19 protein-coding genes and 1 pseudogene are annotated in these 24,434 nt (G+C 72.3%); 15 read left to right on the forward strand and 5 right to left on the reverse strand.

Going from position 1 to position 24,434, the window contains the following annotated elements; genetic code table 11:
• Positions 1–42: 42 nt before the first annotated feature.
• The 6 genes from O7624_RS17640 (at position 43) to O7624_RS17665 (ending at position 5,298) form a co-directional block, all read left to right on the forward strand.
• Positions 43–705 (forward strand): adenosylcobinamide amidohydrolase, encoded by a 663-nt coding sequence (locus O7624_RS17640; protein ID WP_282236580.1) that lies wholly within the window; start codon positions 43–45, stop codon positions 703–705.
• 58 nt (positions 706–763) lie between these two features.
• Positions 764–1,909: a CapA family protein gene (locus tag O7624_RS17645; protein WP_282236581.1), complete on the forward strand. Its 1,146-nt coding sequence runs from the start codon at positions 764–766 to the stop codon at positions 1,907–1,909.
• Positions 1,910–1,964: 55 nt separating this feature from the next.
• Complete coding sequence (gene nth / locus O7624_RS17650) at positions 1,965–2,744, forward strand: endonuclease III (protein ID WP_282236582.1); 780 nt, start codon at positions 1,965–1,967, stop codon at positions 2,742–2,744.
• Positions 2,741–3,349 carry a TlpA disulfide reductase family protein gene (locus O7624_RS17655; RefSeq protein WP_282236583.1) on the forward strand — a complete coding sequence of 203 codons (609 nt, stop codon included), beginning with the start codon at positions 2,741–2,743 and terminating at the stop codon, positions 3,347–3,349. The genes nth and O7624_RS17655 overlap by 4 nt, the downstream gene beginning before the upstream one ends.
• A gap of 2 nt (positions 3,350–3,351) precedes the next feature.
• Positions 3,352–4,056 carry a CoA pyrophosphatase gene (locus O7624_RS17660; protein WP_282240664.1) on the forward strand — a complete coding sequence of 235 codons (705 nt, stop codon included), beginning with the start codon at positions 3,352–3,354 and terminating at the stop codon, positions 4,054–4,056.
• Between the two features lie 63 nt (positions 4,057–4,119).
• Positions 4,120–5,298 carry a MarP family serine protease gene (locus tag O7624_RS17665; protein WP_282236584.1) on the forward strand — a complete coding sequence of 393 codons (1,179 nt, stop codon included), beginning with the start codon at positions 4,120–4,122 and terminating at the stop codon, positions 5,296–5,298.
• Between the two features lie 7 nt (positions 5,299–5,305).
• On the opposite strand, the gene O7624_RS17670 is transcribed toward O7624_RS17665, so the two are convergent.
• The 3 genes from O7624_RS17670 to eccCa all read right to left on the reverse strand — a co-directional run bounded on the left by O7624_RS17670 (position 5,306) and on the right by eccCa (position 11,450).
• On the reverse strand, positions 5,306–5,974 hold the full coding sequence (locus O7624_RS17670) for a phosphatase PAP2 family protein (protein ID WP_232511433.1): 669 nt from the start codon (positions 5,972–5,974) through the stop codon (positions 5,306–5,308).
• A gap of 132 nt (positions 5,975–6,106) precedes the next feature.
• Positions 6,107–7,429 (reverse strand): type VII secretion-associated serine protease mycosin, encoded by a 1,323-nt coding sequence (gene mycP / locus O7624_RS17675; RefSeq protein ID WP_282236585.1) that lies wholly within the window; start codon positions 7,427–7,429, stop codon positions 6,107–6,109.
• Positions 7,430–7,502: 73 nt separating this feature from the next.
• On the reverse strand, positions 7,503–11,450 hold the full coding sequence (gene eccCa / locus O7624_RS17680) for a type VII secretion protein EccCa (protein ID WP_282236586.1): 3,948 nt from the start codon (positions 11,448–11,450) through the stop codon (positions 7,503–7,505).
• Between the two features lie 100 nt (positions 11,451–11,550).
• Between eccCa and eccD the strand changes: the two genes are divergently transcribed.
• A complete protein-coding gene (gene eccD / locus O7624_RS17685) occupies positions 11,551–12,951 on the forward strand; it encodes a type VII secretion integral membrane protein EccD (RefSeq protein WP_282236587.1) in 1,401 nt (466 codons plus the stop codon).
• Positions 12,952–12,976: 25 nt separating this feature from the next.
• Here the strand turns inward: eccD and O7624_RS17690 are convergent, their stop codons facing one another.
• Positions 12,977–13,483, reverse strand: coding sequence for an inorganic diphosphatase (locus O7624_RS17690; RefSeq protein ID WP_093409905.1), 507 nt, complete (start codon positions 13,481–13,483; stop codon positions 12,977–12,979).
• Positions 13,484–14,048: 565 nt separating this feature from the next.
• Between O7624_RS17690 and dacB the strand changes: the two genes are divergently transcribed.
• The 4 genes and pseudogenes from dacB to O7624_RS17710 all read left to right on the forward strand — a co-directional run bounded on the left by dacB (position 14,049) and on the right by O7624_RS17710 (position 19,343).
• Positions 14,049–15,506: a D-alanyl-D-alanine carboxypeptidase/D-alanyl-D-alanine-endopeptidase gene (dacB, locus tag O7624_RS17695; RefSeq protein ID WP_282240665.1), complete on the forward strand. Its 1,458-nt coding sequence runs from the start codon at positions 14,049–14,051 to the stop codon at positions 15,504–15,506.
• 57 nt (positions 15,507–15,563) lie between these two features.
• A complete protein-coding gene (locus O7624_RS17700; RefSeq protein WP_282236588.1) occupies positions 15,564–16,631 on the forward strand; it encodes a zinc-dependent metalloprotease in 1,068 nt (355 codons plus the stop codon).
• A 16-nt stretch (positions 16,632–16,647) separates the two neighbouring features.
• A pseudogene (gene tilS, locus O7624_RS17705) lies at positions 16,648–17,625 on the forward strand (tRNA lysidine(34) synthetase TilS); the annotation flags it as partial.
• A gap of 83 nt (positions 17,626–17,708) precedes the next feature.
• Entirely contained in the window at positions 17,709–19,343 is a 1,635-nt protein-coding gene (locus O7624_RS17710) for a gamma-glutamyltransferase family protein (protein ID WP_282236589.1), read from the forward strand.
• 26 nt (positions 19,344–19,369) lie between these two features.
• Here the strand turns inward: O7624_RS17710 and O7624_RS17715 are convergent, their stop codons facing one another.
• Entirely contained in the window at positions 19,370–20,332 is a 963-nt protein-coding gene (locus O7624_RS17715) for a helix-turn-helix domain-containing protein (protein ID WP_282236590.1), read from the reverse strand.
• Positions 20,333–20,484: 152 nt separating this feature from the next.
• Between O7624_RS17715 and O7624_RS17720 the strand changes: the two genes are divergently transcribed.
• From O7624_RS17720 to folE, 4 genes are all read left to right on the forward strand, one after another.
• Positions 20,485–20,622, forward strand: coding sequence for a hypothetical protein (locus O7624_RS17720; RefSeq protein ID WP_170863600.1), 138 nt, complete (start codon positions 20,485–20,487; stop codon positions 20,620–20,622).
• Positions 20,623–20,721: 99 nt separating this feature from the next.
• Positions 20,722–21,297 carry a hypoxanthine phosphoribosyltransferase gene (hpt, locus tag O7624_RS17725; RefSeq protein ID WP_093410109.1) on the forward strand — a complete coding sequence of 192 codons (576 nt, stop codon included), beginning with the start codon at positions 20,722–20,724 and terminating at the stop codon, positions 21,295–21,297.
• A gap of 406 nt (positions 21,298–21,703) precedes the next feature.
• Positions 21,704–23,722, forward strand: coding sequence for an ATP-dependent zinc metalloprotease FtsH (gene ftsH / locus O7624_RS17730; RefSeq protein ID WP_282236591.1), 2,019 nt, complete (start codon positions 21,704–21,706; stop codon positions 23,720–23,722).
• Between the two features lie 38 nt (positions 23,723–23,760).
• Positions 23,761–24,423 (forward strand): GTP cyclohydrolase I FolE, encoded by a 663-nt coding sequence (gene folE / locus O7624_RS17735; RefSeq protein WP_282240666.1) that lies wholly within the window; start codon positions 23,761–23,763, stop codon positions 24,421–24,423.
• Positions 24,424–24,434: the final 11 nt, after the last annotated feature.

Raw genomic sequence — 24,434 nt, forward strand, 5'->3', positions numbered from 1 at the left:
GCCCGGGTCGGCGGGGTGGACACCCGGACGTAGGGTCACCGGGTGCTGCCCGAGCCCCTACTGACCACCCGGCGCGAGGACGAACGTGACATTCCGGTGCTCATCTGGCGTGCCGAGGGGGCGCTGCGAGCGGTCAGCTCCGCCCCGCTCGGCGGTGGGATCGGCGTACGCCGGTGGGTGCTGAACGCGACGGTGCCCATGTCGTACGACCGGAACGACCCCGCCGACCACCTGGCCGGGCTGGCCCGCGAGTTCGACCTGGACGGGCCCGGCGTGGGCCTGCTGACCGGAGTCGACGTGGCCGAGGTGGTGCGGTGGACCGACACCGGCGTGCTGGTCTGGGCCACCGTCGGTCTGGGCACTCCGGTGCCGGCGGCGGCACCGACGGTGGCGGCACCGGCGCAACCGGTCGGCACGGTGAACATCGTGGCGTACGTTCCGGCGCGGCTCGGTGACGCGGCACTTGTCAACGCGGTCGCCACGGCCACCGAGGCGAAGGCACAGGCGATCGCGGAGTTGGGGCTGCCCGGCACCGGCACGCCGACGGACGCGGTCGCCGTGCTCTGCCCGCCGGACGGGCCGATCAACGCCTACGGCGGACCCCGCTCCACCTGGGGTGCGCCACTGGCCCGGGCGGTGCACGCCGCCGTGCTGTCGGTGGGCCGCCACACCGTCGTGCCATGGTCGGATCGGCTCCAGGGCTGAATCTCCTCACCCGATCGGCGGTCGATTCCGCGTTATCCGCCCGGTAGGGTCGCGCACGATGTACGCTGCCGCACCCTTCGTGCCCCGACCCCGCCGCCGCACCCTGGCCGCAGTGGGGGCGCTGCTCGCCGCCCTCCTCCTCGCCGGCTGTGTCAGCACCGACGAGGGGCCGCTCTGGCAACCCGGCACGGGCGGTGGCGAGGGCGCGCCTGTCGAATCGGCCGCCCCCGAGGTCAAGAAGATCTCGCTCTCCGCCACCGGCGACATCGTGATGGCCATGGCACCCGACCGGCTCCCCCCGAACAACGGCAAGGGTTTCTTCAACTCGGTGAAGAAGGCGCTCGCCGCCGACCTGGTGATGGGAAACCTGGAAGAGCCGTTGACGGTGGACACCGGGGCCGGCAAGTGCGGTGCCAACTCCACCCGCTGCTTCCAGTTCCGGGCGCCGCCGGAGTACGCCGCCCATCTCGCCGACGCCGGTTTCGACCTGCTCAACCAGGCCAACAACCACGGGTACGACTTCGGGCCGAAGGGTTACGAGAACACCCAGAAGGCGTTGGAGGAACACGGGCTGGAGCACACCGGCGCGCCTGACCAGATCACTGTCGTCGAGGTGAAGGGCGTCAAGGTCGCTGTCGCCGGTTTCTCGTCGTACCAGTGGTCGAACAGCCTCACTGACATCCCGGCCGCGAAAAAGGTGATCAAGAAGGCCGCCGGTCAGGCCGACATCGTCGTGGTGCAGGTACACATGGGGGCCGAAGGGTCGGAAATGACGCGGGTGCGGCCCGGCACCGAGATGTTCCTCGGCGAGAACCGGGGCGACCCGATCAAGTTCTCCCGCGCCATGATCGACGCCGGTGCCGACCTGATCGTCGGGCACGGCCCGCACGTGCTGCGCGGGATGGAGTTCTACAAGGGCAGGCTCATCGCGTACAGCCTGGGCAACTTCGCCGGTGGCGGCAACTCGCTCAGCAACAACGGTCGGCTCGGCTGGGGTGGCGTGCTGAAGGTGTCACTCGAAGCGGACGGCACCTGGGCCGGCGGCTCGTTCACCTCCACCTACATGGACGGGGCACGCAAGCCGACGATCGACCCCGACGACCGTGGTCTCGGGCTGCTGCGGGACCTCACCGAGCTCGACTTCGCCGAGACCGGAGCCCGGTTCACCGACTCCGGGAAGATCAGCCCGCCCGACGCGGACTGATCGCCGACGGCACTGGCGTCCGAGCCGGTCGGACCGGCGACGTAGGCTGGCCGTCGTGACCAGAAGCGCCACCGAGACCGACCTGGGACGCACCCGTCGCGCGCGGCGGATCGGCCGGGTGCTGACCGAGACGCACCCCGACGCGCACTGCGAGCTCGACCACGGCAGCCCGCTGGAACTGGCCGTCGCCACCATCCTGTCGGCCCAGTGCACGGACAAGAAGGTCAACGAGGTCACTCCGAAACTGTTCGCCCGCTACCCGACCGCCGCCGACTACGCCGGGGCCGATCGTGGCGAGGTGGAAGAGATGATCAAACCGACCGGCTTCTACCGCAACAAGACCAACTCCTTGATCCAACTGGGCCAAGCCCTGGTCGAGCGGTACGACGGTCGGGTTCCCAACCGGCTCGCCGACCTGGTCACCCTGCCCGGGATCGGTCGCAAGACCGCCAACGTCATCCTCGGCAACGCCTTCGACGTGCCCGGCATCACGGTCGACACCCACTTTCAGCGGCTGGTGCGGCGCTGGGGGCTGACCACCGAGACCGATCCGGTCAAGATCGAGCACGAGATCGGGGCGATGTTCCCGAAGCGGGACTGGACCATGCTGTCGCACCGGATCATCTTCCACGGCCGCCGGGTCTGCCACGCCCGCAAGCCCGCCTGCGGTGCGTGCACCCTGGCGAAGCTCTGCCCCTCGTACGGCACCGGACCGACCGAACCAGCCGCCGCCGCGAAGCTGCTCAAGGGCCCCCGCGCCCGTGCCCTCGCGGCCGCCGCCGGTGTCGATCCCGAGCTGGTGCCGGCGCAGGCCGTCCAGGCGGAGGCACCGTGAACCGCCGACTCGCGCTGCTGACCCTGCCGCTGCTGCTGTTGCTCGCCACCGCCTGCACCGCCGACTCCGAGACACCGGCACCGGCCCGGCAGGGCACGGCCGCCGCCCGCCCGTCCCCCTTCGAGGGCTGCGCCGACCTCACCGACGGTCCGGTCGGCCCCGGCAACGGGGAGGCGACGGGCGATCCGCTGCCCGAGTTGACCCTCACCTGCTTCACCGGCGGGGCCCCGGTCGCCCTGCGGGACATCCGCGGACCGGCAGTGGTCAACATCTGGGCCTCCTGGTGCCCGCCCTGCCGCAAGGAACTCCCCGCCTTCCAGCGGCTGCACGAACGTACCGAGGGCCAGCTGCGGGTCATCGGGGTGAACAGCCGGGACAGCCGCGACGGCGCCCAGTCGATAGGCGAGGACTTCGGCGTGCGGTTCCCGATGCTTGTCGACCAGGGTGAGGCGGTGCAGCGGGCACTGCGTCGCAACGCCGTCCCGCTCACCGTCTTCCTCGACGACCAGAGCCGGGTACGGCACATCGACAGCTCCGGCGCGCTGGACGACGCCCGCCTCGCCGAGCTTGTCCGACAGCACCTCGGCCTCACGGTGCCGGCGTGAGCGTGCCCGAACCAGCGGATCGCCAGCCGCCCGGCTGGCTGGGGCCGCTGCTGGGTCGGCTCGACACCGCACGTACGGAGGACTTCACCCAGCTCCGTACGCCGGAGCAGGGTGGCCGGGAGAGCGCCGTGCTGGTGCTGCTCGGCGAGGACACCGTCACCGGCCCGGACGTGCTGGTCCTTCAGCGGGCCGCGACCCTGCGCAACCACGCCGGTCAACCGGCGTTCCCCGGCGGCGCGGCCGACCCGGAGGACGCCGACGCCGCCGCCACGGCGCTGCGGGAGGCGAACGAGGAGGTCGGGCTCGACCCGTCGAGCGTCACGGTGCTGGCCCAGCTGCCGAGGTTGTGGATCCCGGTCAGCGACTTCGTGGTGACCCCGGTGCTCGCCTGGTGGCACGCGCCGCATCCGGTGGACTCCCGGGAACCGGCCGAGGTGGCGCACGTGGCCCGCCTGCCGATCGCCGAGCTGGTCGACCCGGACAACCGGGTCCGGGTACGCCATTCGAGTGGCTGGGTCGGCCCCGCCTTCTCCGTACGCGGGATGCTGGTCTGGGGGTTCACGGCCGGGGTGCTGGCCGCGCTGCTGGACATGGGTGGCTGGAGCCGCCCGTGGCCGCGCAGCCGAGTGATCGATCTTCCGCCGATCGGTGCCTCACCCGCCCCGTCGGCCGGCACCGACGAGGTCGACGAGAGCGCCCTGCGCTGATCTGACCGTCACCTTCCGCAAGCGATCGTCTTCGCGCGAGCCCCGGCCCCGTACGCTTGAGCCGTGTCGGCCGTGGATCTCGTCCTGCTGTTGCTCATGCTCGTGTTCGCGATCAGCGGATACCGACAGGGGTTCGTCATCGGCGTGCTCTCGTTCTCCGGGTTCTTCCTGGGTGCCCTGATCGGCCTTCAGGTCGGCCCGATGTTCGCCCAGCAGTTCGTAGACAGCGGCACCCGGGTGCTGATCTCGCTGGTCGCCATCTTCGGTCTCGCCGTGGTGGGTCAGGCACTGGCCGGCTGGCTCGGATCACACCTGCGCCGCACCATCGCCAGCGATGTGGGACGCCGGGCCGACGACATCGGCGGCGCATTCGTCTCGCTCTTCGCGGTGCTGCTTGTCGCCTGGCTGGTCGCCGTGCCGCTCGGCTCCTCCTCGCTGCCCTGGCTCGCCGCCTCGGTGAAGAGCAGCGCGCTGCTCAACGTGGTGGACCGGGTGCTGCCCGACCAGGCTCAGCAGCTCTCCACCGCGCTGCGCGACACGGTCGACACCAACGGCTTCCCGGACGTCTTCGACGGGCTGCGGCGTACCCAGGCTCGGCAGGTCGAGCCGCCGGATCCGGCGCTCGCCGGCTCCGAGGTGGTGAGCAGCGGTCAGCGCTCGGTGGTGAAGGTGCTCGGGTCGGCCCCGAGCTGTTCGCGCCGGATCGAGGGGTCCGGCTTCGTGTACGCCGACGACCGGGTGATGACAAACGCGCACGTGGTCGCCGGCACCCGTTCGGTCGCGGTGGAACTGGGCGGGGACCGGTACGAGGGCGAGGTGGTCGTCTACGACCCGGACCGGGACCTGGCCGTGCTCTACGTGCCCGGGCTGCCCGGCCCGTCGATGCGCTTCGCCGCCGGCAACGCCTCCACCGGCGCGGACGCCATCGTGCTCGGTTTCCCGCTGGACGGGCCGTACAACGCCCAGTCGGCGCGGATCCGCGACGTCGACCGGATCACCGGGCCGGACATCTACTCGTCGGGGAACGTCAACCGGGAGATCTACACGATCCGGGCCCTGGTCCGCAGCGGCAACTCGGGGGGTCCACTGGTCTCCTCGAACGGCCTGGTGCTCGGGGTGATCTTCGCGGCGGCGGCCGACGACCCGAACACCGGGTTCGCGGTCACCGCCGCCGAGGCCCGACCGGTGGCGCTGGCCGGCGCCGAACGCACCCGGGGCACCGACACCGGCGACTGCACCTGACGACGGGTCAGCCCGACCGGCGCCGCGACCAGACCGCGAACGCGGTGACGGTGGCGACGACCACCGCCGCGCCGAGCAGCCACCCGGCCAGCACGTCGCTGCTCCAGTGCACGCCGAGCGCCACCCGGCTGAACCCGGTCACCAGGACGATCGTCAGCGCACCGAGCCAGACGGCTGCGCGGGTCACGGAGCCGGGCCTGGTCCGGGGCAGGAACACCACAAGCAGCACCCCGGCGGCGAGCATCGCGTTCAGCGCGTGGCCCGACGGGAAGGCCAGACCGGGCGCCTGCGCCACCGGGTCGGGCAGATCCGGTCGCTGCCGGCCGACGAGCAGTTTGAGCAGCGGCCCGAGCAGACCACCGAGCACCATGGTGCTCGCGACCCAGCCGGCGAGTCGCCGCGCACCGTCGCGGGCCAGCCAGATCACCAGGACCAGCGCCACGGCCCGCAGGGGCATCGGCGCGAAGGCGTCGGTCCAGAAGCTCATCGCCCGGACCCAGACCGGGTGGTCCAGGGCGTACCCGTGCAGCTGAGTGGTGATCGCCAGGTCGAGTCGACGCAGCGGCGGCCAGTCACCCAGCACCAGCGTGGCGAGCAGCGCGAACGGCACGACCAGCAGCACGCCGGAGACGGTGTGGGTCGGCCACACACCTGACCGGTCGTCCCGTTGTCCCACACCGTCCGGACCGGAGGGCGGCGCCGAGTCGACTCGTTCGAAGGTGTCCACGGCGATGGTTTTACCCCGCTGAACGGGACCTTCCCGGGCGGATGCGCAGAATCTGTGGAATGTTGCGTCGACCGGGGCCGGTCAGCGGTGCGACTGCCGGAACCGGCGCAGCATCAGCACCGCACCGGTGAGCAGCGCGACGAAGATGGCCGAGCCGATCCAGAGCCGCTCCGAGCCGGCGTCGTCCTGCGAACCGGCGGCCCGCGCCCGCCACTGGGTCTCCTGCCCGGACCCGGTCAGCCCGAGCTGCTCGGCGTCGGGATCGCCCGTCGTCGCGGCACCGGGCGCAGGACCGAAGCCGGTCACCCCGGGCGGGTCGTTGTCGTCCAACGGGTTCCTGTCCGTCGGCGGCACCTGTGCGGTAAGCGCCGCGACCGGGTCGACCAGCCCGTACCCGAACCGCTCGTCACGCCCGGTGGGTCCGATGTCCCTGGCGGTGGCCAGCAGCCGGTTCACCACGTCAGCGGCGGACATCTGCGGGTAACGCGACCGCACCAGGGCGGCGGTGGCGGCGACCAGGGGTGCCGCGAAGCTGGTGCCCTGCACCCGCCAGTAACCACCCGGCGGACGTGCGCCCACCAGTCCGCTGGCGGGGGCGGTCAGCACCGTGGTGCGACCGGTGATCGCCCCGCTCCACAGGTTGTCGCTGTTGCGCTCCAGGCCGGAGACCGCGATGACGCCAGGTTCGCGGGCCGGATACCACACCTTCGCCTCGGGCGAGGTGGCGAGATTACCGGTGCAGGCGACCACCACCACGTCCCGGGCGAAGGCGTAGTCGATCGCCGCGGCCAGCGCCGCGCTGTCACCGTTACCGCCGAGCGACAGGTTGATCACCTTCGCGCCGTTGTCGACAGCCCACCGCACCCCCTTGGCCACGATCAGCGCGTCGTCGTAGCGGTTCTCCGCATCCAGGACCCGCACGGGCAGGATCCGGGCGTCCGGCGCGAGCCCCACCACCCCCCGGCGGTCGTCGTTGCGGCCCGCGATCAGGCCGGCCACGGTGGTGCCGTGCCCGACCGGATCCGCTTGGGTCGCCCCGTTCGGCGCGACCAGGTCGAGCCCGGGCAGCACCTGACCGGTCAGGTCCGGATGGGAACCGTCCACCCCGGAATCGATCACGGCCACGACCACGCCGCGCCCGGTCGAGGTGCGCCACGCCGCCCGCGCGTTCAACTTGTCGAGCTGCCACTGCTCGTCACGGACCTGGTCGGCGCGTCGCGCGGCATCGGGGTTGTGGGCAGCCGGCGTGCCGAGCGCGGGAGCCTGGACCGGCACGGCGGCGGCCGGCATGACGGCGACGGCAGCCGACAGCGCGGTGGCGGCCGCTGCGAGCAGCACGCGGTTGGCGAACCGGCCGGCCCTCGCCGGGCCGGTGTGCCGCAGCCTGGTCACATCCTCAGCCATTCGTCGCGGGACACATGACGATCGGAGATTACCGGTTTCGACCCGCCTACAGGGACGTTCCGTGGAGTCGACGTCACTGTGGCGGCAGGTGAGCCAGTTGGACCAGGCGTACGCCCTCGCGTCGGGTGAACAGCCGACCGCGCCCGGGTGGCAGCGGACCAGGACGCACCGGACCGACCAGGACACCCTCCTCCGGGCTGCCCGACATCACCAGGCCCGCGGTGGACAGTTCCCGTAGCCGCTGCACCAACGGCTCGTACTGGGCGCGGGCGGCACCGCCGGAGCGGCGCGCCAGCACCAGGTGCAGCCCGACGTCGCGGGCGTGCGGCAGGTGCTCCTCCAGCGCCCGCAGCGGGTTCGCGGGCCCGCTGGACACCAGGTCGTAGTCGTCGACCAGCACGAACAGCTCCGGCCCGGACCACCACGACCGTTCCCGCAGCTGCGTCGGGCTGACCTGCGGGCCGGGTGCGCGGCCCGCCAGGTAACCGGCGGCCGACTCGACCAGGTCGGCGGTGTGTGCCGCCGCGGTGCCGTAGCCGATCAGGTGTTCCGTGGAGATGACGCCGAGCAGGCTGCGCCGATAGTCCACCAGGATCACCCGTGCCTGTTCCGGCGTGAACCGGGCGACGATCGAGGTGGCCAGGGCGCGCAGGAACGACGACTTGCCGCTCTCGGCGTCCCCGTAGACCACGAGGTGTGGCTCGGTGGCGAAGTCGAGGACCACCGGACGTAGGTCCGCCTCGGCGACGCCTACCGGAATCCGCAGCCCCGTCGTGGCGTCGAGGTCGAGGTCGGCGTACGGCAGCACGGCCGGAAGCAGCCGGACCGGGGGTGCGCCCGGGCCGGACCACGCGTCGTTGACCCGCTTCACCAGCCCGGCGGTGTCCGTTCCGGTCGGCTGCGGCAGCGCGGTGAGGAAATGCAGGCTCTCCGAGGTGATGCCACGCCCCGGGGTCTGCTCCGGCACGTGCGCCGCCGCCCGTCGAGCGACAAGCGAGTCCGACGGATCACCGAGGCGTAGTTCCAGCCGGGAGCCGAAAAGGTCCCGGATGGCCGGTCGGAAATCCAGCCAACGCACCGCGGTGGCGACCACGTGCACGCCGTAGGAGAGTCCCCGGGTCGCCAGGTCGGTGATCAGCGGTTCCAGATCTTCGTACTCGGTCCGCAGGGTCGTCCACCCGTCCACGACTAGGAACACGTCGCCGTACGCGTCGGTATCGCCCGGGTCGGTGCCGGTGTCGCCGCTGCCGCGCCGCTGTCGCCAGGCGGCCACCGACTCCACGCCCAGTTCGGCGAAGCGGCGCTCCCGATCGGCGAGCAGGGTGGACATCTCGCCGACGGTGCGGCGCACGCCGGTGGGATCGGCCCGGCCGGTGACCCCACCGACATGCGGCAGGTCACGCACCGAGGCCAACCCACCGCCACCGAAGTCGAGGCAGTAGACCTGAGCCTCGGCCGGCGTGTGGGTGAGGGCCAGCGCACAGATCAGCGTACGCAGCGCGGTGGACTTGCCGCTCTGCGTACCGCCGACCACCGCGACATGGCCGGCGGCTCCGTCCAACGCCAACCACAGCAGGTCGCGGCGCTGCTCGAAGGGCCGGTCCACGACGGCCACCGGCACCTGGAGGGCGCCGTGCAGCTCGGGATTGCCGAAGGTCAGCCCCCGGACCGGGTCGACCGTGAGCGGACCTACCAGCTCGTCCAGGGCCGGAGCGACATCCAGCGGCGGCAGCCACACCCGGTGGGCCGGTGCGCCCTGCCCGGCCAGCCGGTCGACGAGCAGACGCAGCACGGTCTCCGTGGCGTCCGCCTCGTCTTCGACAGCCGGTGGGGCGGGCGGCTGCGGTACCGGTGTGACGTGGGTGGAGAAGGCGAGCAGCCGGGGACGTTCGGGTCCGGTCGCGTCGATCGCCAGGGCGCGCCGACGTACCGGGCCGGAGACGTACGCGGTCTTGAAACGCAGCAGCGGCTCGGTGCCGAAGCGCAGGAAACCGTGCCCCGGCGACGGGGGCAGCTCATGCGCGTCGGGCACCCCGAGCACGGTGCGGGACTCCAGCGAGGAGAAGGTCCGCAGACCGATCCGGTACGACAGGTGGGTGTCCAGCCCGCGCAGTCGTCCCTCCTCCAACCGCTGGCTCGCCAGCAGCAGGTGCACCCCGAGGGAGCGGCCCAGCCGGCCGATCTGGACGAACAGGTCGATGAAGTCGGGCTTGGCCGACAGCAGTTCGGAGAACTCGTCACAGATCAGCAGCAGCGACGGCAGCGGGGGCAGCGGGTTGCCGGCCGCCCGGGCCCGCTCGTATTCGCGCAGGCTGGCGAAGTTGCCGGCGCGGCGCAGCAACTCCTGCCGGCGGACCAGCTCCCCGTTGATCGCATCGACCATCCGGTCGACAAGCGGTAACGCGTCGGCCAGATTGGTGATCACAGCGGCGGTGTGCGGCAACCGGTCGAAGGGCGCGAAGGTGGCCCCACCCTTGAAGTCGACGAGCACGAAGTTGAGCTGCTCGGCGGAGTGGGTGGCGGCCAGCCCGAGCACCAGCGTACGAAGCAGCTCGGACTTGCCGGAGCCGGTGGCTCCGATCAGCAGCCCGTGCGGACCCATGCCGCCCTGCGCCGACTCCTTCAGGTCCAATTCGACCGCGCCGCCGTCCACGCCGACGCCGACCGGCACCCGCAGCCGGTCCCGCGGGGACCTCGGAACCCACCCCTGCTCGACGGTGAAGCCCTCCGGCTCGCCGATGCCGAGCAGCTCGGGTAGACCCGGCTCGGCGCCTGGTGCGGCGTCGGCACCCGGGGCGGCAGCCAGCCGCAGTGGTGCCAGCCGCCGGGCCACCGCCTCGGCCTCGGCGACCTCGAGCGCGTCGGCGGTGCCGACCTCGGCCGGCCCGTCCGAGGAGCGGGAGTGCAGCCGGCCGTCCCGCAGCTCCAGCAGCAGCGAGAACCGGTCGAGCAGGCGCGGCGGCGGGGCGTCCAGGTCGATCAGGGTGACCGCGTCGATCCCGCCGTCCCCGACCAGCTCGGTGGCGCCGGTGCGGTCGCCGCCGTCGAACACGACCACCAGGTGCGGCCCGTCCGTGGCCGGTCCGACCGGGCTGAACCTCGACCGGCTGGCCAACACCCCGTCGAGCAGTCGTTCCAACTCCACCGCGGAACTGGCCACCAGCCGTACCGGACCGAGCGCGTCGGTGCGGATGGGGTGCTGGGCGTGCGGCAACCACTTGACCCACTCCCAACTGCCGCGCCGTTCCGGCCCGGCACAGATGGCGACCAGCAGCTCGTCCGGGGCGTGGAAGACGGCGAGCTGGACGAGCATGGCCCGGGTCAGCGCCTGCGCGGCCGGCGACCCGGTGGGCCCGGCCGGAGCGGCCCGGACGAAGACCCGGGCGAAGCTGCGCAGCGAGAGAGCTACCGGCAGGTCGGGCACCACCGAGTACGCGTCCAGGAAGCGCCGCAGCGCGCCCGCCGTCATCGGCTCCAGTTCCTCCAGCGGGCGGGTGACCGGCGGCACCAGCGGTGTGGCCAGGGTCTGCGGCCCGACGGCGACCCGAATCACCGCGAAGTCCGGGTCCGTGGGTCGTCGCTCCCAGACCCGGTGGCTGTGCACCGTCGACCAGAGCAGCGACGGATCGGGGTACCGGTAGCAGAGGCCGGCGCGTTGTCGTTCCGCGGTCTGCCGAACCTGTCGGCGCAGGGTGGCCAGGTGCCGTAGGTAATCCCGGCGGGCGGCCATCATCTCGGACTTCTTCGGGTTGCCGGAGGCGCTGCCCCAGGAGGTCGCCAGCATCGCCAGGGAGGAGAGGCCGAACATGCCGCCGACCACGTACGCGTACGCTCCGCCGCCCCGGCCGAACATCATCGCCATCGCGACCGTACCGCCGAGCATCGGCAGCAGCATCAGCAACTGGTGCCAGCGGGTGTCGGTGGCGGCCGGAATCTCCGGGGGCGCCTGCACCGGTAGGTCACCGACGGGTATCTCGGGCGCCGGGCGTCGCGCCGGCCGCCGGATGACGACAGTGGACACTCGACCTCCCGACTGCGCACGGTGACCCGAGCCTGGCTCATGGTAGGTAAAGTCCTGTCGTCCGCGCAGCAGCAGGCCGGCTCGGGATGGAGGTGAGTCGATGACCGTCGGGCTTGCCCGGCTCACCGTCAGCACGCCCCGACGGCGGGTCGACGTGGCACTACCGGATCAGGTACCCCTCGCCGAGTTGCTGCCCGAGGTGCTGCGCCACGCCGGCGACGGGCTCGCCGACGAGGGGGAGCAGCACGGCGGTTGGCTGCTCCGGCGAGCCGACGGCACCGTGCTGACCGGCGGGCAGGCGCTGCTCGCTCAGGGGGTCCGCGACGGCGAGGTGCTGCACCTGGTACCGGCTCGCACCGAGTGGCCGGAGTTCGAGTACGACGACGTGGTGGAGGCCATCGCCGACGCTGCCCGCCGACGCGGTGGGGCCTGGTCGCCCGGTGCCACCCGGGCGGTGGCCCTGGTCGGTGCCGGTGTTCCGCTCGCCGTCGGCCTGCTCGCCCTGGCCGCCGGTGGGCCCGGCGACCCCGCCGGCTGGCCGGCCGCGACCGTGGTGGCGGGTCTGCTGGTGCTGGCCGGCACCGTGCTGTCCCGCGCGCAGGGCGACGGGTCGGCCGGCGCTGTGCTGGGCGGACACGCGCTGCCCTACGCGGCACTGGCCGGCGCCCTCGCCGTCGGCTCGGGCGACCCGGTCGGGCCGATCGGCGCGCTGCGCTGGGTGGGTGCACCGGAGTTGCTCGCCGGGTCGGTGACGCTGCTGCTGGCCTCGGTGCTGGGGCTGTTCGGGGTGGCCACCCGGCTACGGATCTTCGTGGCCGGCACGGTGGTGGGCGCGGGCGCTGGAGCAGCCGCTCTCGGCGGCCTGCTGCTCGGCCCGGCCGGCTCGGCCGCCGTCCTGATCGGCGCGCTCACCTTCGCCGTCGGGGCTGTCCCGCTGCTGGCCATTCGGCTGGGCAAGGTGCCGTTGCCGCCGATCACCCTGCCCACCGATGGTTCGGATGACCCGGACCAGGCGCGTGACCTGCCGGACCGTGGCCGGGTGCACGCAGCCGTGGCCCGTACCGAGGAAATGCTCACCGGCCTGCTGATCGGTCAGGCAGTGCTGGCCGTCGGCGCGGCCGTGATCCTCGTGAGCACCGGTGGCACCGCCGGTCGGCTGCTGGTCGGGGTGTCCGCGACGGTGCTGCTGCTACGGGCCCGGCTCTTCAGGACGGTCCGGCACCGGATCGCGCCGGTGCTCGCCGGCCTGGCCGGGTACGCGGTCCTCGGCGGGGCGCTGGCCGGGGCCGCCGACGCGGCGGTCCGGCTGATCCTGGTCACCGGCGGGCTACTGGGCGCGCTGCTGGTGGTGGCGGGCGGCACGACGTACGCCCGCCGGCCGGTCTCCCCGTACCTCGGACGGCTCGCTGACCTGGCCGACACCCTGCTGGTGGTCTCGGTGGTGCCGGTCGCCTGCGCGGTGCTCGGCCTCTACGAGCGGGCCCGGGGGCTGCTCGGCTGAGCGATCCCCGGACCCGTCGGACACCTCAGTGGGTGGACTCGCCGCGCTCCTCGGCCTCCCTGGCGCGCCGGTACGAAGCCTGGATCTCGGCCTCGGCCTCGGTGCGCCCCACCCAGGTCGCGCCCTCGACCGACTTGCCCGGCTCAAGATCCTTGTACACCTCGAAGAAGTGCTGGATCTCCAACCGGTCGAACTCGCCGAGGTGGTGGATGTCGCGCAGGTGTTCCTGGCGCGGGTCCTCGTAGGGGACGCAGAGGACCTTGTCGTCGCCACCCTTCTCGTCCGTCATCCGGAACATGCCGATCGTGCGGCACCGGATCAGGCAGCCGGGGAAGGTCGGCTCGGGCACCAGCACCAGGGCGTCCAGCGGATCACCGTCCTCACCCAGGGTGCCCTCGATGAAGCCGTAGTCGGCCGGGTACTGCGTGGAGGTGAAGAGGGTGCGGTCCAGCCGGATCCGCCCGGTCACGTGGTCCACCTCGTACTTGTTGCGGTGACCCTTGGGGATCTCAACCGTGACGTCGAAATCCATCTGCACGCTCCCTCGTTGGCCCACGCTGGCTTGACGGAACCGGCGGCGGAGCCGGGCGGGCGATTGCCAACCCGCCGACTCCGGCCGCCGCATAGTCTTCGGACCGAAGTAGTGTCACCCAGGCCGGTTCCCGGTGGGGGAGGAGGGGGTCGTGGGGAGGGAAGATTCACACTACCGTCCCGGCGGTGCCGCCGAGGGCGGTGCGAACCAACCGCCGGTCAAGCCGGCCGCCGGACGGGTGCCCGTGCCGGACGCGCAGGTCCTCCGGCCACAACCTCCGACGCCGCCCGTCACACCGACGTCCGTGAACCGGCCCGAGGCGCATCCGCCCTCGGGCGCGCAACCGCCGGCGACACCGCCCCTTGGGACCGCGTCCGGACGGGCCGCCGCGCCTGGCGCTGCCGTCCCGACGAGCCCGGCCGCCCCGACGAGTCCGGCCAACGGTTCCGGTGCCGCCGTCCCCACGAGCCCCGCCAAGCCGCCGACCGGATCGGCAACCGTGCCGGTGCGCCCGGCGCCGGTAGCGCCGGCGGGCGGCACGCCGGGTGATCCGCCGGCCGGTGCGGTGCCGCCCCCGGTCGGGCCGGCGCCGCGGCGGCGGCTGCCGCTGGTGCTCGCTGCCGTGCTGGTGCTCGTGCTTGTCGCGGTGGGTCTGGTCGTGGTCCGGCCCGGGCCGGTGGGCCGCTGGCTGGGCGACGCACCCGCGACACCGGCGGCAACCGGGACGGTGGAGTCCGCGCCGGTCCCGGTGCTGGTGGCTGCCGACAGCGGCGCGCCGCCGCCCAGCACGGACGGGCTCCGGACCACCCTCGAACCGCTTATCGACGACACCGCGCTGGGCGGCCGGGTCAACGTGGCGGTGGCCGACGCGCTGACCGGGGAGATGCTCTTCGATCGCGGTGGTGGGGAGGGGACCGTGCCGGCCTCGGTGACCAAGCTGGTCACCGCCGTGACGGTGTTGACCGCCCGGGGCCCCGGCCACCGGATCCCGACCCGGGCGGTGGCTGGTGCACAACCCGGCGAGGTGATTCTGGTCGGTGGCGGGGATCCGACGCTGGCAGCCGGCCCGAAGGGCTTCTACCCGGGCGCGGCCAACCTCACCGACCTCGCTGATCAGGTCCGCAAGGCGCTGGGCGGGGTCGCACCCACCAGGGTCGTCGTCGACTCCTCGCGCTACTCCGGCCCCGTGTACGAACCCGGCTGGGACGACGACATTCCCACCGGCGGCTACGGCGGGGCGATCACCGCACTTATGCTCGACGGAGCACGCACGAATCCGAAGGCCGGCCCGGGCTGGGCCGAACGCGTTGCCGAACCGGACCTGGCCGCCGGCCGTGCCTTCGCCAAACTGCTCGGGGTGCCGGTCGGCACCGTACGCAAGGGCACCGCCCCGCCAGCGCCGACCGGGACGACCGCTTCGGAACCGGTCGGTGGCGGTGGACCCGGTGCCGAACTCGGCGCGGTGCACTCGCCGCCGCTGCTCCGGCTGGTCGACATCATGATCAGCGATAGCGACAACATCGTCGCCGAGGCGCTGGCCCGCCAGGTCGCCCTGGCCCGCGACCGGCCGGCCTCCTTTGCCGGTGCCGCGTCGGCGATGGCCGAGGTGGTCTCCGAGATGGGCCTGCCGGTGGCAGGGCTCGACCTGGCGGACGGCAGCGGACTGTCCCGGAACAACCTGATCAGCCCGGCCCTGCTGACCGAGCTGCTGGCGCTCGCGGCCAGCCCGGACCGGCCCGAGCTTGCCGGCATCTTCGGCGGTCTGCCGGTCGCGGGCTGGTCCGGCACGCTGCGCGATCGATACGGCGCGACACCCGGCACCGCCGCCGGTGCCGGTGTGGTCCGGGCCAAGACCGGCACCCTGACCCGGGTGCACGCCATCGCGGGAGTGGTCACCACCGCCGAGGGGCGCCTGCTCACCTTCGCGGTGCTCACCGACGACGTCCCGCCGGACGGGATGGAGCCGGCGCGCGCTGCGCTGGACAGGATCGCCGCCGCCCTGGCCGGCTGCGGCTGCCGCTGAGAACGACGGCCGCCGGACCAGCCGGGTGGGTGTCGCGGCGCGGGTACGGTGGGTTGCATGGCGCAGTTCGTGGACTGGGATCTGGCTACCGCGACGGCGGGGGCCCTGGGCAAGTCGGGCCCCCGGGTGACGTACGCCGAGGCCACCGAGGTGGTTTCCGAGCTGCGCCGGTTGACCGAAGAGGCAGCCGGGCACGTCGCCGACTACACCGGGCTGACCTCGCAGGTGACCCATCCGCCGGTGCGCGTGGTCGATCGGCGGGACTGGGCGGCGACGAACATCGCCGGCCTCCGCGAGGTGATCACCCCCCTGGTCGGCCGGCTCGCTCAGGACAAGCAGCCCGGTGCGCTCACCGAGGCGATCGGTTCCCGGGTGACCGGGGTGCAGGCCGGCACCGTGCTGGCCTACCTTTCCGGCCGGGTCCTCGGGCAGTACGAGGTCTTCTCCGCCAACCCGGGGCAACTGCTGCTGGTCGCGCCGAACATCGTCGAGGTCGAGCGCAAACTGGGCGCGGATCCACGCGACTTCCGGCTCTGGGTCTGCCTGCACGAGGTGACCCACCGGACGCAGTTCACCTCGGTGCCCTGGATGCGGGCCTACTTCCTCGGTGAGGTGCAGGCGTTCGTCGATGCCGCCCAGGGTGGCGAGCACCTGCTGGAGCGGCTGCGTCGGGGGGTGAGCACCCTCGCTGACGCCGTCCGCGACCCGCAGAGCCGGTCCAGCGTGCTGGACATCGTGCAGACGCCCGGTCAGCGGGCCGTGCTGGACCGACTGACCGCCCTGATGACCCTGCTGGAGGGGCACGCCGAGTTCGTGATGGACGGCGTCGGGCCGCAGGTGATCCCGAGTGTGGAGCGGATCCGGTCCGCCTTCAACCGACGGCGCGAGGCCGGCAACCCGGTGGAGAAGGCGATCCGGCGGCTGATCGGCATCGACGTCAAGATGCGGCAGTACGCCGAGGGCCGCAAGTTCGTGCACGCCGTGGTGGACCGGGTCGGCATGGCCGGCTTCAACCGGGTCTTCGAGTCGCCGCTCACCCTGCCCCGACTGTCCGAGCTGAGCGAACCGGACGCCTGGGTGGCGCGGGTGCACGGTCCGGTCGGCCCGGTACCGACCGCCGGCTGAGCGCGTCGCCGCACCGATGGCCCCACTCGCACCACCGGTGGCCGCGATCCGGATCGCGGTCCGTCGTGCCCTGGCCGACCTGCCGACGGACGGTCCGGTGCTGGTCGCCTGCTCGGGCGGCGCCGACTCGCTGGCCCTGGCCGCGGCCACCGCGTTCGTGGCACCCCGGGCGGGCCGCGCCGCCGGGCTGGTCACCGTGGATCACGGGTTGCAGGCCGGGTCGCGGCACCGGGCCGAGGCGGTGGCGCGCTGGGCGACCGAGGCCGGCCTGGCTCCGGTGGAGGTGGTCCGGGTCGAGGTTGCCGGCCGGCCCGGTGGCCCGGAGGCGGCGGCCCGGGACGCCCGCTACCAGGCGCTGGCCGAGGTCGCCAGTGGGTACCGCGCTTCAGCACTGCTCACCGGCCACACCCGGGACGATCAGGCGGAGACGGTCCTGCTCGCGCTGGCCCGGGGTGCCGGCCCGCGCGGACTCGCCGGCATGCCGGCCCGCCGGGACCTGGCCGGCACCCCACTCGTACGGCCGCTGTTGGAGATCGGGCGGGCGGAGACCCGTGCCGCCTGCGTGGCCCTCGGGCTGGTGCCGTGGGACGACCCGCACAACAGCGACCCGGCCTACGCCCGCTCCCGGGTCCGGGCCGACGTGCTGCCCGTGCTGATCCGGGCGCTCGGACCGGGCGTGCTGGACAACCTCGCCCGTACCGCCGCGCTGGTGGCTGCCGACAACGCGGTCCTCGACGAGCTCGCTGTCGAGGCGCTGAGCCGGGCCCGGCGCCCCGCCGGTGGCCTGGCCATCCGGATCCTGGCGGAGCTGGCGCCCGCCGTGCGCGGTCGGGTGCTGCGCGCCTGGGCCCACGAGCTGGGCGCCCCGCCGGCCGCACTGTCGCACCGCCACGTCGCCGCGCTCGACGCGTTGGTCACGGCGTGGCGCGGCCAGCGAGCCAGTTACCTGCCGGGCGGGCTTCGGGTGCTCCGCCGCGACGATCGGCTGGTGTCGGAGTCGTCACCGGCTTCGCCGGCCGACCCGGCACCGGTGTCCGAGGCGGTGGAGTCAGCGCCCGACGATGCGGTGGTCGAAGGGTGACCCATCCCCGGCAACCGCTGTACGCGCCGCGTGGCGCCGTGGCCACCAGCCACCCGCTGGCCGTGGCCGCCGGCCTGGCGGTGCTGCGTCGCGGTGGCAACGCCGTGGACGCCGCGCTGGCCACCGCCAGCACGCTCGCCGTCGTGCAACCTCCCTCGAACGACATCGGCGGTGACCTTTTCGCGATCGTCTGGGACGGCCGCCGGCTGCACGGCTTGAACGCCTCCGGCCGGTCGCCCGCCGGGCTGACCCGGGACCTGGTACTCGCGGCGACCGGCGGTCGAGGCGTCGAACCCGCCGACGCGTTGGGCGGCGCACAGGCGGTCGGCCCGGCGATGCCGGCCCGGGGCTGGTTGCCGGTGACCGTACCGGGCGTGCCGGCGGGCTGGCGCGACCTGCACGAGCGGTTCGGATCGCTGCCCTTCGCGGACCTCTTCGCCGACGCCATCGGTTACGCCGAGCAGGGACACCCCGTCTCCACCACGACAGCGGCGGCCTGGTCCCGCGCGGTCGTCGGGCACGCCGGCCTGACCGGTCCCGAGTACGCGGAGTTCGGGCGGGTGTTCGCAGCGGGTGGGCGGGCTCCCCGGGCGGGCGAGCGGTGGCGCAATCCGGACGCGGCCCGGACGCTTCGACTGATCGCCGACAGCCGGGCGGAGGAGTTCTACCGGGGGCGGATCGCGGCGGCCCTGATCGACCATGCCGCCCGTACCGGTGGGCTGCTCACCGCGGCGGACCTGGAGACCCACGCCAGCGTCTGGGTCGACCCGGTGTCGATGCGTTACCGGGACCACGAGGTCTGGGAACTGCCGCCGAACGGGCAGGGACTGGCCGCGCTGCTCGCCCTGGGCATCCTGGACGGATTCGACCCGGCCGACGAGTCGCGGTGGCTGCACCGGCAGATCGAGGCGGTCAAGCTCGGCTTCGCCGACGCGCATGCCCATGTCGCCGATCCCGACCTTGCTCCGGTCCCATCCGGACTGCTCACGCCGGAACATCTGGCGCGGCGCCGCGCGACGGTCTCCGACGCGGCGGCCGACCCGGTGACCGACGCGCCGGAACGCGGTGGAACGGTGTACCTCTGCACGGCCGACGAGAGCGGCATGATGGTCAGCCTGATCCAGTCCACCTACCTGGCCTTCGGCTCGCACGTGGTGCTGCCCGGGTACGGGTTCGCGCTGCAGAATCGTGGTCTCGGTTTCCGGCTCGACGTAAACCATCCCAACGTGGTCGGCCCGGCGAAGCGGCCGTACCACACGATCATCCCCGGTTTCCTGACCCGGCAGGGGTCGCCGGTGGGGCCGTTCGGGGTGATGGGTGGGCACATGCAGCCCCAGGGCCACGTACAGCTCGTCTCGGGGACCGTGGACGCGGGCCTCGACCCGCAGGCGGCGCTGGATGCCCCTCGCTGGTACTGGCACGCGGGTCGTTCGCTGCTGGTCGAGGAGCAGTTGATCGCCGGGCCCGGCGGTGCCGCGCGGCTGGCCGACCTGCGGGACCGGGGGCACCAGGTGACCGTCGCGCCCGATCCCACCGTCTTCGGCTACGGGCAGGCGATCTGGCGACGCGACGACGGGGGATACGTCGTCGGTTCCGAGCCCCGGGTAGACGGCGGTGCCGGCGGCTTCTGACAGCTGCGCGACCGGCCGGTGACCGGTCAACCGGTCGGAGCACGATCGCGGAACGTGGAGCGGTACGCCTGCGGCGTGGCGCCGACCCGGCGGGTGAAGTGGTGCCGCAGGGCGGCGGCGTCACCGAAGCCGGCCCGTTCGGCCACCCCCTCCACGGTGAGCGTGGTGTCCTCCAACAGCCGGCGGGCCAGCAGGACGCGTTGGTTGGTCAGCCAGTCGTGCGGGGTGGTGCCCGTCTCGGCCCGGAACCGGCGAGCGAAGGTCCGTGGCGCCATCCCGGCCCGCGCGGCCAGCTCGTCGACGCTGGTCTGCCGGTCCAGATGGGCCATCAACCACTCCAGTACCGGTTCCAGGGTGGGCGCCTCGGGTGCCTTCGCGATCGGCGCCTCGATGTACTGGGCCTGTCCGCCGTCGCGATGTGGCGGTACCACCATCCGTCGGGCGAGCCGGGTGGCGGTGGCCGAGCCGTGCGCCTGGCGCACCAGGTGCAGGCAGGCGTCGATACCGGCGGCGGTGCCCGCGCTGGTGAGCAGGCGACCGTCCTGCACGTAGAGCGAGTTGCAGCGCACCCGGGCGCTCGGGTGACGGCGCTGCAACTCGTCGACGTGCCGCCAGTGGGTGGTGCACTCCCGGCCGTCGAGCAGTCCCGCCTCGCCCAGCAGGTACGCGCCGGCACACACGCTGAACAGGTACGCGCCCCGGTCGGCGGCGCGACGCAGCGCCTCGTGGACCTCGGCCGGTGCGGTGGTGGTCGGGTCGTGGGCGGGGACGGCCACCAGGTCCGCCTGCTCCAGCGGATCCAGGTCGGCGTTCGGTACCAGGTGGAAGCCGGCGGAGGTGCGTACCGGGGCCTGCCCGGGTCCACACACGTCGAAGCGGTAGCCGGGCAGTCCGTCGGCGGTGCGGTCGGTGCCGAACACCTCGGCGAGCACGCCGAGTTCGAACGGGGCGACGCCGTCCAGGACGAGTACGGCCACGGAACGAAGCATGTGACGAGGGTAACCGTAGGAGTGGCAGGAAATCGAGTAGGAGTGGCATTCCTGCCACTGTCCGGGGAATGGCGGGGTACGCAGACTGGTAGATGTCCGGTGCGCACCGGCGGCGACACGACAACCGCAGATGCCAGAAAGCGAGCGCCGCCATGGGTTTCCTGTTCTTCCTGTTGTTCTTCCTGACCCTCGCCCTGCTGTCCGCCCTGGGGCTGACCGCCGACAGCCGTGACTCCGCGGACTGGAAGCCCTCCGACGGGGGCCGCAGGTGGCAGTCACGCCACTGCTGAGGCGAATGTTCCCTTCATCCGAAAAATCACTGGGCGGGGCTGCCTCGAAACGGGCGGCCCCGCCGACGGTGAACCCGGGGCGTACGGCAGGCTATGGTCATGGCTGACGGCTCCTGGTACGACGCCGACATCGACCACGTGATCATTTCCGAGGCGCAGATCCGCGAGAAGACCGCGGAGCTGGCCAAGCAGGTCTCCGCGGACTACTCCCACGTCACCGACGGGCTGTTGCTCGTCTGCGTACTGAAGGGCGCGGTCATGTTCATGGCCGACTTCGCCCGGGCGCTGGGCCGGCACGGACCCCCGGCCGAGCTGGACTTCATGGCCATCTCCTCGTACGGGCAGGGCACCACCTCCTCCGGCGTGGTGCGCATCCTCAAGGACCTCGACCGGGACATCGCCGGTCGGCACGTCGTCGTCGTGGAGGACATCGTCGACTCCGGGCTGACCCTGTCCTGGCTGCTGCGCTACCTGGAGTCCCGGTCGGCGGCGAGCGTCGAGGTGGTCGCGCTGTTCCGCAAGCCGGACGCGGTGAAGGTGACGGTTCCGGTCCGGTACGTGGGCTTCGACATTCCGACCGAGTTCGTCGTCGGGTACGGCCTCGACTTCGGTGAGCGCTACCGGGAGCTGCCGTACGTGGGGGTGCTCAAGCCGGAGGTCTACGCCCGCTCCTGACCGTGCGGCGGCGTCGCGTCGGGGTGCTGCCGGACCGTCAGCCCTCGTCGCGGAACCGTCGACGCCCCCGGCCGCCACGCCGCCGGGCCCGACTGTCGCCGCGGGCGCGTCCGCCCGACATTCAGCCGACTTTCAGCTGATCGGACTACCTTTGACCACGGTGACCCGGGGATCCGACTCCGGGCCACGCCGGCTGACATCCGGTTCGCCGTGCGCGTAAGTGCTGGGCTCGCCAGCTCATATCGGTCTCGCACGGTGTACCGTCGAATGACCGTGGCGCGGCAATCGCGTCCCGGGGTCGAGGCCGGCCCGCACGGCGGCTCCGGCAGCCGCCCAGGCGGCGACACCCACAGTCGGTCAGGACGTCGATCAGGAGGATGCGGGCGTCTCGGCGCTCGACAACAGCATGGAACGTACGCGTTTCTTCCGCCGACCGGTGTTCTGGGTCATCCTGGTCATCCTCGGCGCCGTCGTGCTCAGTCAGTTGTTCACCGGTGGACCCAGTTACCACCGGGTGGACACGTCCGTCGCGCTCGACCAGCTCAACAAGGGCGGCATCGAGAAGGTCGTCTTCCAGGACAAGGAACAGACGATCCAGCTCGAGCTGGCCGAGGAGACCGAGTTCGGCGATACCACCACCAAGCTGATCGAGGCCCAGTTCCCGTACGAGGTCGGCGACGAGGTCTGGAACCAGGTCCTCGACGCCAAGGCCAACAACCGGGTCACCGGGCCGGCCGACACCGAGGTGTCGTCCGACAGCATCTGGGTCAGCCTGCTGGTCAACCTGCTTCCCATCGTGCTGCTCGTGCTCCTGCTGCTGTTCTTCATGTCGCAGATGCAGGGCGGCGGCTCCCGAGTGCTCAACTTCGGCAAGTCCAAGGCGAAGATGATCACCAAGGACACGCCGAAGACGACGTTCGCTGACGTGGCGGGCTCCGAGGAGGCCGTCGAGGAACTGTACGAGATCAAGGACTTCCTGCAGAACCCGGCGAAGTACCAGGCGCTCGGTGCGAAGATCCCGAAGGGCGTGCTGCTCTTCGGCCCGCCCGGCACCGGTAAGACGCTGCTCGCCCGAGCGGTGGCCGGCGAGGCCGGGGTGCCGTTCTATTCGATCTCCGGTTCCGACTTCGTCGAGATGTTCGTCGGTGTCGGTGCCAGCCGGGTCCGTGACCTGTTCGAGCAGGCCAAGGCGAACGCGCCCGCAATCGTCTTCGTCGACGAGATCGACGCCGTCGGCCGGCACCGTGGCGCCGGCATGGGCGGCGGCCACGACGAGCGCGAGCAGACCCTGAACCAGCTCCTCGTCGAGATGGACGGCTTCGACGTCAAGGGCGGCGTCATCCTGATCGCCGCCACCAACCGGCCGGACATCCTCGACCCGGCGTTGCTGCGTCCGGGCCGGTTCGACCGGCAGATCCCGGTGGACGCTCCCGACATGGAGGGCCGCAAGGCCATCCTGCGGGTGCACGCCAAGGGCAAGCCGTTCACGCCCGACGTCGACCTCGACTCGGTGGCCAAGCGGACGCCGGGCTTCAGCGGCGCCGACCTTGCCAACGTGATCAACGAAGCGGCCCTGCTGACCGCCCGGAAGGACCAGCGGGCCATCTCCAACGACTCGCTCGAGGAGTCGATCGACCGCGTGATCGCCGGCCCGCAGCGTCGTACCCGGGTGATGAGTGACCAGGAAAAGAAGATCACCGCGTACCACGAGGGTGGGCACGCACTGGTCGCCTGGGCGCTGCCGCACGCCGCACCGGTGCACAAGGTGACGATCCTGTCCCGGGGCCGTTCCCTGGGCCACACCCTGGTGCTGCCCACGGAGGACAAGTACACCCAGACCCGCGCCGAGATGGTCGACACCCTGGCGTACGCGCTGGGCGGCCGGGCCGCCGAGGAACTCGTCTTCCACGAGCCCACCACCGGTGCCGGCAACGACATCGAGAAGGCCACCCAGCTGGCCCGCGCGATGATCACGCAGTACGGGATGAGTTCCAAGCTCGGTGCCATCAAGTACGGCACCAGCGGCGACGAGCCGTTCCTCGGTCGCAACATGGGCCACGAGCGGGACTACTCCGACGCGGTCGCCGCCGAGATCGACGGCGAGATGCGGGCACTCATCGAACTGGCCCACGACGAGGCCTGGGAGATCCTGGTCGAGTACCGGGACGTGTTGGACAACATCGTGCTCGAGCTGATGGAGAAGGAGACCCTCTCCACCGCCGACATGGCCCGGATCTGCGCCCGGGTGGTGAAGCGACCGCCGATGGCCCCGTACAACGGCTTCGGCAAGCGGCAGCCCTCCACCGAGCCGCCCGTACTCACCCCGGCGGAGAAGGACGCGCTGAAGGTGCAGGCGGAGGCCGACGGCGCAGAGGCGACCGTCGGTGGCGGCAGCTCCAACAACTCCTCGGACGGTTCGCACTGAGCACCGACGACACGGCGGCCAGTTCCCCACAGCGGGGACTGGCCGCCTCCGCCACCGAGCCCGACACCGATCGCCTCGACTACATCGCCGCGCGGCTGATCAACGGCCGGCTCACCGGTCGTCCCGTCGAGGACACCATGGACCTCGGCCGGATCGAGAAGGCCGTCCGCGAGATCCTCATCGCGGTCGGGGAGGATCCCGACCGCGACGGCCTCCAACAGACCCCGGCCCGGGTCGCCCGGGCGTACGCGGAACTCTTCGCCGGCCTGCGCGTCGACCCGGCCACGGTGCTCACCACCACCTTCGAGGCCAACCACGAGGAACTGGTGCTGGTCCGGGACATCGACGTGATGAGCCTCTGCGAGCATCACCTGCTGCCCTTCCGGGGCAGCGCCCACATCGGCTACATCCCCGGTCCCGACGGCCGGATCACCGGGTTGTCCAAGCTGGCCCGGCTGGTCGAGGTCTTCGCCCGGCGTCCCCAGGTGCAGGAGCGGCTCACCTCGCAGATCGCGGACCTGCTGATGACGCGGCTGGCTCCGCGCGGCGTGGTCGTCGTGCTCGAGTGCGAACACATGTGCATGGCGATGCGGGGCATCCAGAAATCCGGTGCCAAGACGATCACGTCTGCGGTGCGGGGCACCCTGCAACACGACGCCAAGTCCCGGGCCGAAGCGATGGCGCTGATCATCCCCCGCTGACCGATTGTCGG

This window comes from Verrucosispora sp. WMMD1129, from assembly GCF_029581255.1.
GTDB lineage: Bacteria > Actinomycetota > Actinomycetes > Mycobacteriales > Micromonosporaceae > Micromonospora > Micromonospora sediminimaris.